The 14,440-nt window shown below is 67.0% G+C and carries 15 protein-coding genes; 8 read left to right on the top strand and 7 right to left on the bottom strand.

Annotated features, from left to right (window positions below):
• Window positions 1-105: 105 nt before the first annotated feature.
• Window positions 106-792 (top strand): response regulator, encoded by a 687-nt coding sequence (locus tag ASG79_RS19235; RefSeq protein WP_056393352.1) that lies wholly within the window; start codon window positions 106-108, stop codon window positions 790-792.
• Between the two features lie 15 nt (window positions 793-807).
• Here the strand turns inward: ASG79_RS19235 and ASG79_RS19230 are convergent, their stop codons facing one another.
• From ASG79_RS19230 to ASG79_RS19210, 5 genes are all read right to left on the bottom strand, one after another.
• Window positions 808-2,487, bottom strand: coding sequence for a GAF domain-containing sensor histidine kinase (locus ASG79_RS19230; RefSeq protein WP_018770422.1), 1,680 nt, complete (start codon window positions 2,485-2,487; stop codon window positions 808-810).
• 123 nt (window positions 2,488-2,610) lie between these two features.
• Complete coding sequence (mgtA, locus tag ASG79_RS19225; RefSeq protein WP_056393351.1) at window positions 2,611-5,334, bottom strand: magnesium-translocating P-type ATPase; 2,724 nt, start codon at window positions 5,332-5,334, stop codon at window positions 2,611-2,613.
• Between the two features lie 155 nt (window positions 5,335-5,489).
• Window positions 5,490-6,170 carry a class I SAM-dependent methyltransferase gene (locus tag ASG79_RS19220; RefSeq protein ID WP_056393349.1) on the bottom strand — a complete coding sequence of 227 codons (681 nt, stop codon included), beginning with the start codon at window positions 6,168-6,170 and terminating at the stop codon, window positions 5,490-5,492.
• Window positions 6,171-6,258: 88 nt separating this feature from the next.
• Window positions 6,259-7,107: an esterase/lipase family protein gene (locus ASG79_RS19215; RefSeq protein WP_018770425.1), complete on the bottom strand. Its 849-nt coding sequence runs from the start codon at window positions 7,105-7,107 to the stop codon at window positions 6,259-6,261.
• Window positions 7,108-7,467: 360 nt separating this feature from the next.
• A complete protein-coding gene (locus ASG79_RS19210) occupies window positions 7,468-7,872 on the bottom strand; it encodes a GerMN domain-containing protein (RefSeq protein WP_056393347.1) in 405 nt (134 codons plus the stop codon).
• Here ASG79_RS19210 and ASG79_RS19205 point away from each other — a divergent pair.
• On the top strand, window positions 7,856-8,194 hold the full coding sequence (locus ASG79_RS19205; protein ID WP_144600571.1) for a hypothetical protein: 339 nt from the start codon (window positions 7,856-7,858) through the stop codon (window positions 8,192-8,194). The two genes, ASG79_RS19210 and ASG79_RS19205, sit on opposite strands and share 17 nt — an antisense overlap.
• Window positions 8,195-8,283: 89 nt before the next feature.
• Here ASG79_RS19205 and ASG79_RS19200 read toward each other — a convergent pair whose 3' ends face one another.
• The gene (locus ASG79_RS19200) at window positions 8,284-9,066 is read right to left on the bottom strand and encodes an SDR family oxidoreductase (protein ID WP_056393343.1); all 783 of its coding nucleotides are present in this window, start codon (window positions 9,064-9,066) and stop codon (window positions 8,284-8,286) included.
• Window positions 9,067-9,268: 202 nt separating this feature from the next.
• Here ASG79_RS19200 and ASG79_RS19195 point away from each other — a divergent pair, with 202 nt between their 5' ends.
• Window positions 9,269-10,858 carry an alkaline phosphatase D family protein gene (locus ASG79_RS19195; protein WP_056393583.1) on the top strand — a complete coding sequence of 530 codons (1,590 nt, stop codon included), beginning with the start codon at window positions 9,269-9,271 and terminating at the stop codon, window positions 10,856-10,858.
• 97 nt (window positions 10,859-10,955) lie between these two features.
• Window positions 10,956-11,681 carry a hypothetical protein gene (locus tag ASG79_RS19190; protein ID WP_235509872.1) on the top strand — a complete coding sequence of 242 codons (726 nt, stop codon included), beginning with the start codon at window positions 10,956-10,958 and terminating at the stop codon, window positions 11,679-11,681.
• Here the strand turns inward: ASG79_RS19190 and ASG79_RS19185 are convergent.
• The gene (locus ASG79_RS19185) at window positions 11,659-12,549 is read right to left on the bottom strand and encodes an alpha/beta fold hydrolase (RefSeq protein WP_235509871.1); all 891 of its coding nucleotides are present in this window, start codon (window positions 12,547-12,549) and stop codon (window positions 11,659-11,661) included. The two genes, ASG79_RS19190 and ASG79_RS19185, sit on opposite strands and share 23 nt — an antisense overlap.
• 199 nt (window positions 12,550-12,748) lie before the next feature.
• Here ASG79_RS19185 and ASG79_RS19180 point away from each other — a divergent pair, with 199 nt between their 5' ends.
• From ASG79_RS19180 to ASG79_RS19165, 4 genes are all read left to right on the top strand, one after another.
• The gene (locus tag ASG79_RS19180; RefSeq protein ID WP_018770432.1) at window positions 12,749-13,474 is read left to right on the top strand and encodes a hemerythrin domain-containing protein; all 726 of its coding nucleotides are present in this window, start codon (window positions 12,749-12,751) and stop codon (window positions 13,472-13,474) included.
• A gap of 8 nt (window positions 13,475-13,482) precedes the next feature.
• Window positions 13,483-13,836 carry a hypothetical protein gene (locus tag ASG79_RS19175; protein WP_235509870.1) on the top strand — a complete coding sequence of 118 codons (354 nt, stop codon included), beginning with the start codon at window positions 13,483-13,485 and terminating at the stop codon, window positions 13,834-13,836.
• 96 nt (window positions 13,837-13,932) lie between these two features.
• On the top strand, window positions 13,933-14,199 hold the full coding sequence (locus ASG79_RS24190; protein ID WP_056393336.1) for a PfkB family carbohydrate kinase: 267 nt from the start codon (window positions 13,933-13,935) through the stop codon (window positions 14,197-14,199).
• Window positions 14,196-14,438: a hypothetical protein gene (locus ASG79_RS19165; RefSeq protein WP_144600575.1), complete on the top strand. Its 243-nt coding sequence runs from the start codon at window positions 14,196-14,198 to the stop codon at window positions 14,436-14,438. The genes ASG79_RS24190 and ASG79_RS19165 overlap by 4 nt, the downstream gene beginning before the upstream one ends.
• Window positions 14,439-14,440: the final 2 nt, after the last annotated feature.

Raw genomic sequence — 14,440 nt, 5'->3', positions numbered from 1 at the left:
GGCACAGCAGAGGGACGCGAAATGATTGAACGAGGATCCTTCCGACCGGGGCGGCTGCATCAGACGGGCAGCCGGGGAGGGCGTCGAATCAATGAGAGCGTCGTCATGGAAACACCCGCAGAACCCCGGGATGTCTTTCAGTCCCCAGCCGGGACCGCCCGGATCTTCATCCTCAATGACCATGAACTGGTGCGGCGGGGCCTGAAGGACCTGCTCGAAAATGATGGGTTCACGATTGCCGGCGAGAGCGGATCGGCCGCAGAGGCCCGGCGCCTGATCCCCAGCCTGAAACCCGATATCGCTGTGTTGGACGACAGGCTGCCGGACGGAACGGGGATCGAGGTCTGCCGCGACCTCCGCGCCACGGCCCCAGGGGTCCGATGCCTGATCCTGACCGGCTGGGACGAACAGCATGCCGTGCGGGCGGCGGTGCTGGCGGGCGCGTCCGGGTACGTCCTCAAGCAGGTGAGCAACAACAACAATCTGGTGGACAGCATCCGCTGTGCCGCCGCCGGCGCATCACTGTTCCGGCCGGAGGTCCGGGAAAGGGTTGCCGAAAGCCTGTACGCAGCCGCCTCTGCCTCTTGGCTGCAAGGCCTCACAGGGAGGGAGCGGAACGTGCTTGCCTTCATGGCCCGCGGCCTGACAAACCGGCAGATCGGGCAGGAGCTGGTGCTCCCCGAAGATGCGGTGGTTGGCACTGTGTCCTCGGTACTGCAAAAGTTGGGATTCCGGCGCCGCAGCCCGTTGATCCCGGCTCCCATCCCGCGCGCGTGGGAAATGCTGTCCTGAGAGGGCACGCCACCGTCAGGCCGGAAGGGGCACCCGCCAGGTCACGCTGGTGCCTTGGCCGGGGGCGCTCTCAATGGTGCAGGTCCCGCCCAGCCGGCTGGCCCGGCTCTTCATGTTGTTCAATCCGCTGATCCGGCCGGGATCGGCAAATCCGCAGCCATGGTCCTGGACGGTGAGGACCACGTCGCCGTCCTGAACGGCGAGGAGGACGTAAATTTCTTCAGAGCCCGAATGCCGCACGGCGTTGCTGACGCTTTCAGACAGCACCGGCAACAATTGTTCGGCCACGTCCTCGTCCACGATGTCATCCACTGGGCCCGAGAGCTGGATCCTTGGCAGGAAGCCACCGGCGTTGGCTGCTTCCTGCACGGCGCGCAGGACGCGGCCGCTGAGGAGTTCCCGGTCGGGTTTCCTGGCCTGCAGTGAGTAAATCGTGTCGCGGAGCTGGTGGATGCAGTCATCCAGTTCAGTGGTGATATCGGCGATGCGGCGCTCATGGGCAACGGTGTCGGAGGTGTAGCGGCGCAGGCCTTGGATACTCAACCCGGCTGCGAACAGCCGCTGGATGACCAGGTCGTGCAGGTCCGCCGCAATCCGCTCGCGGTCGATGAACAACGCGTGCTCTTCCCGCAGCTGGTTTGCCTTGAGCAGGTCCAGCGTCAGGCCGATCCGCGAGGCAAACACGGCGCTCTGCTCAACATCCACGTCCGTGTAGCGGCTTCCAACGGTCCCCCGGGCCAGGATCAGCACACTGTCCCGGTGTCCGTCACTGTTGCTTCCCAGGGCGGCAACCAGGACCGGCCCGAGTTTCTCTGCCAGCTCATGGTCAAATACCAGGGACGGGTCTGCCAGCGCCCTGGACTCCCCGCTTTCCAGGACTTCGGATAACACGTCAGAGGCTGGCAATTCCTGGCCGCCAGGCATCGATTGCACGCCCACCGATGTACGGCACCTGACGGTTCCGTCCCCGCCCGCGGATGCGATTACCCCCAGGACCGAAGCGGAGGCCTTAACGGCCCGTTCCGCGATCATGTCCAGGTTTTCGGTATCCGAGCGTGGCCGGTCCTTCAGGCAGTCACTGACCTCCATGCCCGCCTCAAGCCATTTTTGGCGCCGCTTGCTGTCATCGAACAACTTGGCGTTTTGGATGGCCACGCCGGCAGCAGAAGCAAGGGCTACAGCCAGGTCTTCGTCTTCACCCGAAAAATCCTGCCCGCCGATTTTTTCCGTCAGGTACAGGTTCCCGAAGACCTCGTCCCGGACACGGACCGGAACACCCAGGAACGTGCCCATCGGCGGGTGGTTGGCGGGGAATCCAACGGCAATGGGAAGTTCGCCGAGATCGTGGAGCCGCAGTGGTTTGGGTTCGCGGATCAGTTCACCAAGCACTCCGTGGCCGGTTGGAAGGTCACCGATGAGGCGGGCTCCCTCGTCATCAATGCCTACGGTGATGAAGTGGCTGAGCTGCTGGTCATCACCGATGACGCCCAGAGCCCCGTAGCGCGCTCCCACCAGTTCGCAAGCAGACTGCACCACCCGGTCAAGCACCGCTTCCAGGCTGAGGTCTTCGGTCAGGGACACCACTGCACCGAGCAGGCCTTCAACGTGTTCCTGTGCCCGGACAAGGTCATCAGCCCGTTCTACGAACTCCCGCAGAAGTTCCCGGGTCCGCCGCCTGATCGGTTCACGCCACATGAGAGTACACCCCAAAGTTCGAACAGCATGATCCAAGGCGGCCTTCATCACCCTGCTTTGAACATCTCAGCGAAAGCCCCAGCTTCTCTCTCCTCCATGCTAACCCCGGCGTCGCCACAAGGGTTATGGGTTACGGACAGATCTCCCCTGCCGCGCCTTGCGCCGCCCAAGCCTTGGCACGCCTGAGGGGACCGCGGGCTTAGGGACCTTGACCGGGATGCTGTACCTGGAGGCCCTGCGGGCGATGTGGTGCGTGGCGTGCCGGCGCTTGACGGGAGGTGGCGGGGCGGGCAGCTGCTGGGCGCTGCGGGCAAAGAACCATCGTTTGGCCAGTTCCACCAGGACCAGATACACCACCACCATGCCCAGCAGGGCCAGGAAGAACGGGACAGGCAGCGGGTCGAAGCCGAGCAGGCCGGCCAACGGCGAGAGCGGCAGGAAGATTCCCAGCGCCACCACGCCGAGCGACGCGGCAATCAGGCCGGCTGACGGCCGGCTGCGCAGGAAGGGAACACGCCGTGTGCGGATGGCGAAGATGATCAGCGTCTGGGTGGCGATGGATTCGATGAACCAGCCGGCCCGGAACTCCCCCGGCACAGCGGTGAACACGAACAGCATCAGAGCGAAGGTGGCGAAGTCGAACAGCGAACTGATGGGCCCGAAGAGAAGCATGAACCGCCGGATGAAGGCGATGTCCCAGTGGGACGGCGCCCGCAGCTGCTCCTTGTCCACCCGGTCCCCCGGAATAGCCAGCTGCCCGGAGTCATACAGCAGGTTGTTCAGCAGGATCTGGCCCGGCAGCATGGGCAGGAAGCTCAGTACCACGGAGGCTGCTGCCGCGCTGAACATGTTGCCGAAGTTGCTGGACGTGCCCATCAGCACGTACTTGATGGTGTTGGCGAAGATCCGCCGCCCCTCCATCACGCCGTCCGCCAGCACTCCCAGGTCCTTGTCCAGGAGGACGACGTCGGCCGCGTCCTTGGCAACGTCCGTTGCCGTGTCGACGGAGATGCCGATGTCCGCCTTGTGCAGTGCCAGGGCATCGTTCACGCCATCGCCCATGAAGCCCACGGAGCCGCCGCTGAGGCGCAGCAGGCCGATGATGCGCGCTTTCTGTTCGGGCGAGACGCGCGCAAAGATGGTGGCTGTCCGCACGGCGGCGGCAAGGTCGGCGTCGGACATCTGCTCAACCTGGGCACCGGTGAGGGTGCCGCCGGAGATCACGTCCAGGTCGGCACAGACTTTCTCCGCCACCTTGGCGTTGTCCCCGGTGGCAATCTTTACCGAAATACCCAGGGCCTCCAGCAGGTCCAGGGACTGCCTGGCGTTGGTTTTGGGCCGGTCCAGGAAAACGAGGAACCCGGCCAGCGTCAGCCCATGCTCATCAGCCGGGGCCAGCTCCACCAGGTCTGCAGCCGGACGGGTTGCCACGGCGACCACCCGGGAGCCGGCGTCGAACTGCTCGTCCAACAGCGCCTGCACCGCGGGTGGGGTTGGTCCGCACAAGGCGAGGACGTCCTCGGGGGCGCCCTTGGTCACCAGGCGGGCGGGGCCGCCGTCTTCACGGACCAGCGCCGTGGTGCGGCGGCGCTGGTGATCGAAGCCGATCATGTCCAGGCGCTGATGACGTTTCGGTTCAAAGGCGGCGGCGCCGGGGCTGTCCCAGAGGGCGGCGTCCAGCGGGTTCTGCCCTGCCGGGGACGCATTTCCTTCCGAGTAGTCGGCCTCCGTGGCGAGCAGGCCCAAAGTGAGCAGGTCGTCTTCGGAAACGTCCTGCGTCACCGGAAGCGCGCTGGTGAAACTGATCCGCCCCTCCGTCAGGGTGCCGGTCTTGTCCGTGACCAGGATGTCCATGTCCCCCAGGTCCTCGATGCACACCAGCCGCTTGACCAGCACTTTCCGCTTGGCCAGCTGCCGGGTACCGGTGGCCAGGGACGTGCTCACCACGGCGGGAAGCAGCTGCGGGGTGATGCCTACGGCGATTGCCAGCGAGAACAGCAGGGATTCAATGAGCGGGCGTTGCAGCAGCAGGTTGGCCACGAAAATCAGCGTGGTGAGCACCATCGCCACCTGCAGCAACAGGAACGAAAAGCGCCTGAGTCCCAGCTGGAACTCGGTTTGCGGCTGCCTCTCCCCCAGGCCCAGCGCGATGCGGCCGAACTCAGCCCGGCCACCGGTGGCCACCACAACCCCGGTGCAGCTGCCGGACTGGATCACCGTGCCCATGAACACGCAGGAGGCGAGGTCGCCCAGTGCCGCGCCTGCGGCCACGGGAGCGGGGTCCTTGGCGGCGGGCTGGGACTCGCCCGTGAGGATGCTTTCATCGCAGAGCAGGTTGTTGGTGGCGAGGAGCCGGATGTCGGCGGGGATGATGGCACCCAGGGAGAGATGGACGACGTCGCCCGGCACCAAGGCGGTAACGTCCACTTCCCTGGTGGTTCCGCCCCGAAGGACCACGGCGCGGTGGGTGACGCGGTCGTGCAGCGCCTCGGACGCCCGCTCCGCGCGGAATTCGTTGGTGAAGCCAAGGCCCACGCTGACCAGCAGGATCACGCCGATGACGATCGAGTTGGTTGCGTCACCCAGGAACAGGGACAGCCCGGCGGTGACCAGCAGAAGGATGAGGATGGGGCTGGCGAACTGCCGGCCCAGCACGGCCCAGGCGTTGGCGCGGTGCGTGCGGACGGCATTGGGGCCAAGGCTGCCAAAGCGGGCGGCGGCTTCCTCCTCCGGCAGGCCGTCCGGGCCGGAGGCCAGGCGCGCAAGCGTCTGTCCGGATGTCAGGCTCGCGGCGTCAGTGATTGGCAGCTGGAGGGAGCTCCGCTCCCGGACATTGAGCTCTGTCATGCCGCATCCGTTCGGACGTTTGCTTTCTTGGCGTTAGCTTAGGGCAAGGGTACGACGGCGTGGCCTCGCCAAGGGCCCAAGGTCGAGGTTGGCCAGGCGGGCCGGGGCGTTCAGGCGCTCAATGACATATCAGTGCGGCGCGCCAGCGGGGCGCGTCAGCCCGGCGGTCCGGGGCTGGTGGCCGTGCCCAGGATGTGGGCAAGCGGAGGGTTCAGCCGCTGCACGGCGAAGCCGAAGCGCTGGTTGTCCTGGACCGTGAAGCCTGCTGCGGTGATGGCGGCCAGGGTGTCCCGGTTGAGGTGGCATCCGCCCATGAACCGGCCCCAAAGCGGGGTCAGGACGTCTTCTGCCCTGGCCAGGACCGGGTGCCGGGACCGGACATGCTCGTAGTAGGCCAGTGTTCCGCCGGGGCGCAGGACGCGGCGGATCTCCGCAAGCACGGCGGCCTGGTCCTTGACGCTGCAGAGAACCAGGCTGGCCACCACGGCGTCGGCGCTGCCGGTCTCCGCCGGAATGTTCTCTGCGGCGGCGGCAACCACCGTTACGGGGACGCTGGCCGTGGCGGCCTGTTTCTGCGCCAGGGCCCGGAGGTAGTCATCGGGTTCCAGGGCCAGGACGCGGGTGACGGCGGGAGGGTACAGCGGGAAGGAGGAGCCGGCCCCGGCCCCAATTTCGATGACTGATCCACGCAGGCCGGCCAGGGCGCGGCGGCGGTGGTCGGCTGCCCCGCGGCGGTCCATGCCGCCCACGGCCCGGGCAAATGCCCGGGCAAAGAATGGATGCTGCAGCGGGCCCGGCCCCACCCCGCCCTCCGTGCCGCCAGGTGTGTGGTCCATCCGGATACCTCCTTGGGACTGTCTGGCTCTCATCATGGCACGGCGCGTGGGTGCCGGGGCCGGGCGCGGCTGGTAAAGGCGGTCCGGGCTACAGGCAGCTGGGCTGGTACGCGGGGTCCGCCGGTCCGGAGGCCTGGCCCAGCGCGTTCGCCACAAACTGGTGCACCACGGGATCGTTGGGTGTCTGGTCGTGTTCGAAGACATCGGCAGGACACTTGTCCTGGATGGTGATGTTGGTGACCTGCCTGGCCGGTCCCGCCAGGAACTGGCTGTTGTAGGGAATCACCACTTCGTCATAAACGGTGGAGATCACGGTGTAGGACGGGCCGGCGACGGTATCGCCCTTGGCGTTGAGTTCCTGCATGAACGCCGACCCGGCCTGCTGGTCCGCGCATGCTGCGCAGCCCAGGGTGGTGTAGGCGGGATCCGGGACGGCATCCGGCGGCGGCACGATCAGGCCCTGGGTGCCGTGGTTGGAAGGCGCAATTCCCACCAGGTGGTGGACGTACTTGGCTCCGCCCAGCAGGTGCATGTAGTAGCGCGGCATCATGCCGCCCTGGCTGTGGCCCACCAGGTCCACTTTCGGCGCACCCGTGGCGGCGCGGACGGCATCAACGAACGGGGCGAGTTCCTTCGCGGAGTCGGCCACCGGCGCGGTTGCGTAGACGCCGTTGGTCTCGCCGTAATTGAGGGCGAAGACGCAGTATCCGGCGCTCTTGAGGTAGGGCGAAAGCGTGGACCAGTTTTTCGCCATGCTTTCGAAGGTTCCGGGCACCAGGACCACGGGGTACGGGTGTTCGGCGGAGGGCTTGCAGGACCAGTCGTTGGCGCCCGGCGGCGCGATGTCCAGGGTGTCGGCCTGGGCGGGAGTCGCGGAGAGCGAGCCTGCCAGGACGGCGGCTGCGGCGACGGACAGGGCGCGTTTCAGCAGTGACATATAAACCTCTTTGTTCGCGTGTCAGCAGTGGTCCGCGGCCCCAGGTGCCAGCGGCGGTGTGCCTGCCGGTGCCCGGGGTGCGGTCCTAGAAATGCTAGGCAGCCTGGACCCGCAGGTGGACCCGCCTGCACGAACGTGCGGGGAATTGGTCCGCGTCCGGCCCACCGCAACCCGGCCGGCCCCAGCACGCCGGGATATTCATTGTTACTGGTGAGTAGCTATAAAGCGCGGCCGAGGCCCCCGTGGCCTTTGGAGCCGGCACCGTTCCGACAGCACCGCCCCAACTGCACGAATGTGCAGATGGCGTGAGACTCTCGGCCGGGCGTACAGGTCTGCTGCCGTACGTTCTGCCCAGGATCGCTACTTGAGGCTCAGTACCTCGTCGATGGGACGGCCGTTGACGAACACCTGCGCGCTGGTGGCACCGGATGCCGTCATGGCCGTGTATTCCAGTTGGGCCTTGGCGCGTGGGATGTCGCACACGCCGCCGAGCATGAACTGCCCGGAAAGCCAGATGGTGATGGTGCTGCCGTTCAACTCGCCACCCAGATAGGTCAGGCTCGACTGGTACAGGACGTTGATGAGGCCGGACAGGCCGATGTCGCGGCTCTTGTTGGCCAGCAGGGTGTTGATGCTGGGGCCCACCTGGTCGGTGAAGCGGACGGGGGCCGTGGTGGTGGCCACCAGGCTGTCACCGCAGCCGATCGCGGGCCCGGAGACGCCGTTGTCACCCACGGCCACGTAGTAGATGGTCAGCGGGGCCACCTGCTCGGGCAGCCCGGTGGGCGTCGGTTCCGCCGTGGGCGGCGGGCTGGCAGGAGCGGACGACGGCGGAGCGGCGGCTGACGTGGTGGGTGCGGCTGAGGTGCTGGCAGGGGTGGTGGGGGTGGCCGATGCGGTGGGGCTCGCCGTCGTGTTTGGGGACGCGCTGCTGGGGCTGGCGCTGCTGGCGGTGGGGCTGGGGGCCGGGGAACTGCTGGAAGGGGCCGGGGCGGGAGGGCCGAAGCACCCCGTAAGGAGCAGCAGGCTGCTGAACCCGAGAATGCTGAGTGCCGAATGCCTGGGCCTGGTCATGACGCCCCCTTGACTGCTCGCCCCGCGGTTGCGGGAACCACTTTCAAGCTACGCCTGAGGGTTAGTCCAGAACAGGGACTAAAGTCCGAGTTCCCCGGAGACTCACCACACCGAGTCGCCGCGCAGGACAACATCGCTGCCGCCGTCGACATAGACGATCTGCCCGCAGAGGTGCGTGTTCTCCTCGCTGTTGAGCCAGGCCAGCAGGCGGGCCACCACAATGGGCTCGGCGATGCCGTTCAGCGGCATCGGGACCACTTCCAGCAGCGACCTTCGTTCCTCTTCGGTATCGATCAGGTCCGCCGTCATTGGGGTGGCGATGACGCCCGGCGCCACCGCGTTCAGGGGGATCCCGGTGCCGGCCCACTCTGCCGTTGCGGCCTGGCGGCGGACCCAGCGGGAGAGCGCCAGCTTGGTGGAGGCGTAGATGAGCTGGCCCGTGGTCGCTGGTTCCTTGGCCATGACCTCGGCGCGGGCCATGGCCGCCGGTTCATCCCCGGCGGCCAGGAGTGCAACAAGCTCGCTGTCGCTGGCCAGGAGGGCGGCCATCGATGAGACCGCGACGGCGCGTGGCGCGTCCGACCCCACCAGGAGGGGCCGGAGCCGTTCCAGCGTTGCCACCGTCCCGAAAAAATTGACGGCCACGGTGGCGGGGGCCGGAACGGCGAGGCCGGCATTGGCGTAGATGGCATCGATCCTGCCGCCGCTGACCTTCCTTACCGCATCCGGCAACGCGTCGCGTCCCTCGGCGGTGGACAGGTCCGCCACCACCTCGGCATCGTGGAGATCCAGCCCGATGACGCGTTCGCCGCGCTGCTCAAGCAGTTCCCTGGTGGCTTTGCCAATGCCGGAGGCTGCGCCGGTGACGACGGAGGTGCGGGGCATGATGTCCTCTTTCCCTGGCTTCTTAGGGTTGTGAGCCACTCTGCCTGCGACCCCGCGTCGGGGCCAGAGTCCAAAGGCCCTGCGCCGCATCCCGCTCTGGCTCCAGCGTCGGCGGATCCATCAACAGGTTTTGTCACGCCGTTAACCGGCCATTCATATCCTCCTCGAAACCTGTCCAACAGCTGGAAATAGCGTGGAAGCCATGGACAACATCTCCCGCAGAACCCTCATCTCCGCCGGCATCGGAGCCGGCATCGTCGCCGCACTGCCAAGTGCCGCCGTCGCCGTTTCCACCGCGGACGACGCCGGTCTTCGCACCGATCCCTTCATGCTCGGCATCGCGTCGGGCGAGCCGTGGCCGGACGGCTTCGTCCTGTGGACCCGCCTGGCCGTGAACCCGGTGGCGGAGGACGGGCTGGGCGGCATGCCGTCGCGCCCGGTGGCCGTGCAGTGGGAAGTGGCCGAGGACCAGGGCATGCGGAAGGTGGCGGCCCGCGGCGTGGAGCAGGCACGCACCGAGACCGCGCACTCGGTGCACGTGGAGCTGCGCGGCCTGCAGCCGGGCCGCGAGTACTTCTACCGGTTCCGCACCGGCAAGTACGTCAGCCCCGTGGGCCGCACCCTCACCAGCCCTGCCCTGCACGAGACGCCCGCCGCGCTGGCCATGGCGTTCGCCAGCTGCGCGCAGTATGAGCACGGCTACTTCACCGCGTACCGGCGCCTGGCGGAGGACCACCCGGACCTGGTACTGCACCTGGGCGACTACCTTTATGAATACAAGAAGGGCAGCTACGTGATCGGCGGAGGGAACCCCCGTGACCACGAGGGCCCGGAGACCGTCACGCTGGAGACGTACCGGCAGCGCCACGCCCAGTACAAGGCCGACGCCGACCTGCAGGCAGCGCACGCAGTCGCACCCTGGGCGGTGGTGTGGGATGACCACGAGGTGGACAACAACTGGGCGGACGACGTTCCGGAGAACCAGGACGCCGCCCAGTTGAACGACAGTGTGGAGCACTTCCGGCAGCGCCGCGCCGCAGCCTTCCAGGCCTACTACGAGAACATGCCGCTGCGCCCGTCCTCGCTCCCCGCCGGGCCGGACATGAAGATCTACCGCCGCATCCAGTGGGGCCAGCTGGCCAACTTCCACATGATGGATACACGGCAGTACCGGGACGACCAGCTTGCCGGCGACGGCTGGAAGAAGAACGTCACAGAGCGGCTCGCCGAAAACCGGACCATCACCGGCGCCGAGCAGGAGAAGTGGCTGCTGGACGGATTCAGGAACTCCACGCAGCGGTGGGACATCCTGGGCCAGCAGGTCTTCTTCGCCGAGCGGGACCGGAACAAGGCACCGGAGATCGACGACGTTTCCATGGACGGCTGGGACGGGTACGCGGCCTCCCGCCGCCGCATCACCCAGGGCTGGACCGACGCGAAGGTGCGCAACGCCGTCGTCCTCACCGGCGATGTGCACCGGCACTGGGCCAACGACGTGAAGGTGGACTACAAGGACCCCGCCTCCCCCGTAGTGGGCTCGGAACTGGTGTGCACGTCCATCACCTCCACGGGTGACGGCACGGGCTCCACCACGGACGCCACCATGGCCTGGAACCCGCACCTGAAGTTCTACAACGACAACCGCGGCTATGTGAACACGCGCATCACCAGGGACTCCATGACCGCGGACTTCCGCGTGCTGGACCACGTGACGACGCCGGGCGCACCCGTTGTCACGAAGGCCTCCTTTGAGATCCGCGACGGCGTGCCGGGGCTGCAGGCGCGGGCCTGACGCCTCGCGGCGGGCGTTTGCGTGACTTTTCTGCGTGGCCCGGGCGGCGGGACCTTCGGCACTTTGCGTGCCGGGGGTCCCGTGGCATGTTGCGGCTATGGCCGGACTGCGATATTTGCGACGGACGGACGGCGGAGCTAATCGGCGCAGGCGCCTGCAGCTCCTGGCGGCGTCGCTCGGCGTACAGATCACGGCATATCTGCTGTGGCGTCCGGCCATGCTGCGCTGGGGAACCGAGGGCACGGAAGCCGTGGAGCGGCTGCCCGGCGACGACCTTGAGCCCCAACCGGTGATCCAGAGCACCAGGGCCATCAGCATCGACGCCCCGCCCGAGCGCGTGTGGCCGTGGATCGTGCAGATGGGAATCTACCGCGCCGGGTTCTACACGCATGACCGGGTCGAGCGTGCCCTGTTCCATGCCCGGTACGTCGAGGGCAAACAGTCTGCAACCCGAATCCACCCGGAACTGCAGGACCTCAAGGTGGGCGACAAGGTACCGTATGGCGGAGGCGTGTACGCGACCGTCACCGCGCTTGAGCCCAACCGGCACCTGGTGGCGGGAGAACAGTTCATCCTGCGGCCCCTGCCAGGGAACCGCACCCGGTTGATCATCCGGTACCGCGGCAAGGGGTACCTGAGCGCCGCGGCGCGCGGTGCCGGGCCCGACGCTCCCATGACCACCCGGGCTTTGGCCTTCACCCTCCAAAACGTTCCGGGCGCGATGCTGCTGGCACGCGCCGTCGACCTTTTCATTGGCGACCCGCTGCACCACTACATGGAAGTTGGCGTGCTCCGCGGGGTCAAGCAGCGCGCGGAGTCCTGAAGAACTCCATAGCTCTGCCGGAGACCAGTTCCGGCCGGTGGTCGGCGATGAAGTGCCCCTCACCCGGGACGATCTCGGTGGTGACGTTGCCGCCCCGGCCGCGGCGGTGGCACATCCGTTGCAGGGTGGCCGATGGTTCCATGGATCCGATAAGGACGAGGGTGGGGACCGTGAAGTCGCGCCGGCCGTACACCCCGAAAATGATCTTCAGGAAGGCTGGCAGGATGGTGCCGCGGTAGAGTGCCGAGCCCGCTCTTGCCCTGGCAGGCTTTGCGGCTGCTGCGTTGTAGAGGTTCATGTCCGCCTCGGATACGCCCCCTGCGGGTTCAAATGCTGTGAAGAGGTGCTGCATCACCTTCCGGCTCCGCTGGATCCGCGGGCCGATAAATGGAACGGCCAGGGCGAAGGCGTGCCACAGCTTGGGAAAGACCAAAACCAGCCGGGCATTGGGCCTGATGTGGACGTCGGGGGCACCTGTAACGATGAGTGCCTCAACAAGATCAGGCCGCTGCATGGCGAGTAGCTGCCCCACTATGGCACCCCAGTCGTGGGTGAGGAAGCGGGCTCGGCTGATGCCAAGCTTTGCCATGAGTCCGATGACGTCCTCCACCAGCAACCCGGCTGAGTATCGGCCCTGTGGTGCATCACTCCAGCCGAAACCCCGCTGGTCAGGCGCGATCACCCGGTAATGTGTGGCCAGCAAAGGCATCACGCCGTGCCATTCCCACCAGTTCTGCGGGAAGCCGTGCAGGAGAACCAGGGGATCCCCGCTGCCTGCCTCAGCGATATGCAATCGGATGCCGCGGATGTTCATCCATCTGTGGGTGACGCCATCAAGCTCCGGCATCGCAGCGACTTTGCCTTCCATGAACCTAATTTACTACTTAAGTAGTACCGGTGTCAGGACCTGCCGCGCAGCCCCTCCGGGTGCACCCGGCCCTGCGCGCATTAAGGCCTGGTCCGTCGCCGTCGTACTTCTGCAAAGCCGTTGTGCGCCGTGGAGCCCGGGGCTACGATGCTCCCGGGGAGAGGTCCTTTGTCTCGCGAGACTGGAAAGGGCCACGCACATGACCGACTTCTTCACAATGCAGCCCGGCGAGACGGCGCCTCCCCTGCCGGCGGGACCCGTCCTGTGCGCGGGGACGGCAGCGATGCGGCGCATCCACCGGTTCTTCCTCTGGGCCTACGGCGAGGCGCCGGGACTGGTGCGCTCCGCCGCCGCCGGCGACACTGCCCGGGCAGCCTACGTGGGCGAAGTGCTGGGCAACTTCGACAAGGTGCTGCATATCCACCACGAAGGCGAAGACCTCCTGATGTACCCGCAGCTGAAGGAGCGGGCACCGGCATGCGCGCTGCATGTGGGGCAGATGCTTGAGCAGCACAGGCAGGTCACGCAGAGGCTGGAGGCCATCGAGCCGGTCCGGCTGCGCTGGATGCAGACGGCGGATGAGGAGTCCGGCGCGGAACTCGCCGCCCGCTATGAAGACCTGTCCGGCGTCCTCAACGTACATCTGCGCCGCGAGGTCACGGAGATGATGCCGGTTGCTGACAGGGTGATGACGGAGAAGGAAGCTGCCGCGGTGGGGCAGCACGGGATCCAGGAACTCGACAAGAAATTCCTGGTGGGCTACCTCGGCATGGTGCTGGCTACCAACCCGCCGGCGGACCGGAAAGAACTGTTCAAGGAAATCCCTCCGCCGGTGCGGCTCGCCTACCGCCTGGTGGGACGGCGGATGTACCGGAAACAGTACTCAACGCTGTTCCCCGGACGCCCGGTTCCCGAGACGCTGTAGGCGTTCTGTTGCGGCGCCAAGCTGCGGTGGCGGCGGTCAGGGCCGTCCACACGCTGGCGTGGTTCTCCATCGAGTCCTGCGTCATCTACGTGCTCTACACCGGCCTGGCCGGCCGCACTGACAGGCGGGTGGGGTGGGCGGCCGCCGTGGTTGCCGCCGAATCACTGGTGTTCGCCGGAAACGGGTTCCGCTGTCCGCTCACCGGAATCGCGGAGCGCTACGGCGCCGAGCGCGGCTCCGTCACCGACATCTACCTGCCGCGATGGTTCGCGCACAACCTGCCCGCCATCCACCTTCCGCTCCTGGTGCTGATGGTGTACCTCCATGCCCGGAACCTCCGGCACGGGCGCCCGCCGGGCTGAAGTAAGCCGCACTGCCTCCACGACGTCGCTGGCCCGCAGCAGATGCGTCGTTGCCTGGACCGCATCCCAGCGTCCGAAATTTGCCGGGTCCAGGAAGTGCTCCCGACTCCGCTCGAGATCCCTCCGTACGTCTGCCGGCCACTCCCTGAATCCCTTGCCCAGAACACCTGCACCATCGGCGCCGGGGACGCGTTCTGCGCCGCCCTGATCCTGGCGCTGCAGCGGGGCCTGGACTACACCTCGGCACTTTCTGTTGCCAACCTGGTGGGTGCCGACGCTGTCGGCGACCCTTCCTCCCGGCCCGATTTGGCACGGCTGGGCTACTATCTGGAGCGGATTGCCCCGGCCGTGGACACACGGTGAGCGTGGCACTGCGGCGGGCGGCGCCGTCGGACCTTCCCGAGGTCATGCGCATCACCCGGGACGCGTACCTCCGGCAGCTTCCTGGCATCGGGGCCATCAGCATCACCAGCGCCACGTTCATGGAGCGCGCGCACGCCCTGTACGGGTCGCTGGGCTTCCGCCGTGCGCCGGAACGGGATTGGCATGTGCCCGGCAAGGACGTGCTGCTGTGGGTGTTTACGCTGGAACTCGGTGGCTGAGC

Source organism: Arthrobacter sp. Soil761 (assembly GCF_001428325.1).
Taxonomy (GTDB): Bacteria; Actinomycetota; Actinomycetes; order Actinomycetales; family Micrococcaceae; genus Arthrobacter.
Note: the sequence above shows the minus strand (reverse complement) of the source record. Positions and strands in the feature narration are given on the sequence as shown.

Excerpts from the sequence above, each read along its gene's own strand:
- ASG79_RS19235 (WP_056393352.1), top strand. The coding sequence starts at position 106 with ATGGAAACACCCGCAGAACCCCGGGATGTCTTTCAGTCCCCAGCCGGG.
- ASG79_RS19230 (WP_018770422.1), bottom strand. The coding sequence starts at position 2,487 with ATGTGGCGTGAACCGATCAGGCGGCGGACCCGGGAACTTCTGCGGGAG.
- mgtA (WP_056393351.1), bottom strand. The coding sequence starts at position 5,334 with ATGACAGAGCTCAATGTCCGGGAGCGGAGCTCCCTCCAGCTGCCAATC.
- ASG79_RS19220 (WP_056393349.1), bottom strand. The coding sequence starts at position 6,170 with ATGGACCACACACCTGGCGGCACGGAGGGCGGGGTGGGGCCGGGCCCG.
- ASG79_RS19215 (WP_018770425.1), bottom strand. The coding sequence starts at position 7,107 with ATGTCACTGCTGAAACGCGCCCTGTCCGTCGCCGCAGCCGCCGTCCTG.
- ASG79_RS19205 (WP_144600571.1), top strand. The coding sequence starts at position 7,856 with ATGGTCAGCGGGGCCACCTGCTCGGGCAGCCCGGTGGGCGTCGGTTCC.
- ASG79_RS19200 (WP_056393343.1), bottom strand. The coding sequence starts at position 9,066 with ATGCCCCGCACCTCCGTCGTCACCGGCGCAGCCTCCGGCATTGGCAAA.
- ASG79_RS19195 (WP_056393583.1), top strand. The coding sequence starts at position 9,269 with ATGGACAACATCTCCCGCAGAACCCTCATCTCCGCCGGCATCGGAGCC.
- ASG79_RS19190 (WP_235509872.1), top strand. The coding sequence starts at position 10,956 with ATGGCCGGACTGCGATATTTGCGACGGACGGACGGCGGAGCTAATCGG.
- ASG79_RS19185 (WP_235509871.1), bottom strand. The coding sequence starts at position 12,549 with ATGGAAGGCAAAGTCGCTGCGATGCCGGAGCTTGATGGCGTCACCCAC.
- ASG79_RS19180 (WP_018770432.1), top strand. The coding sequence starts at position 12,749 with ATGACCGACTTCTTCACAATGCAGCCCGGCGAGACGGCGCCTCCCCTG.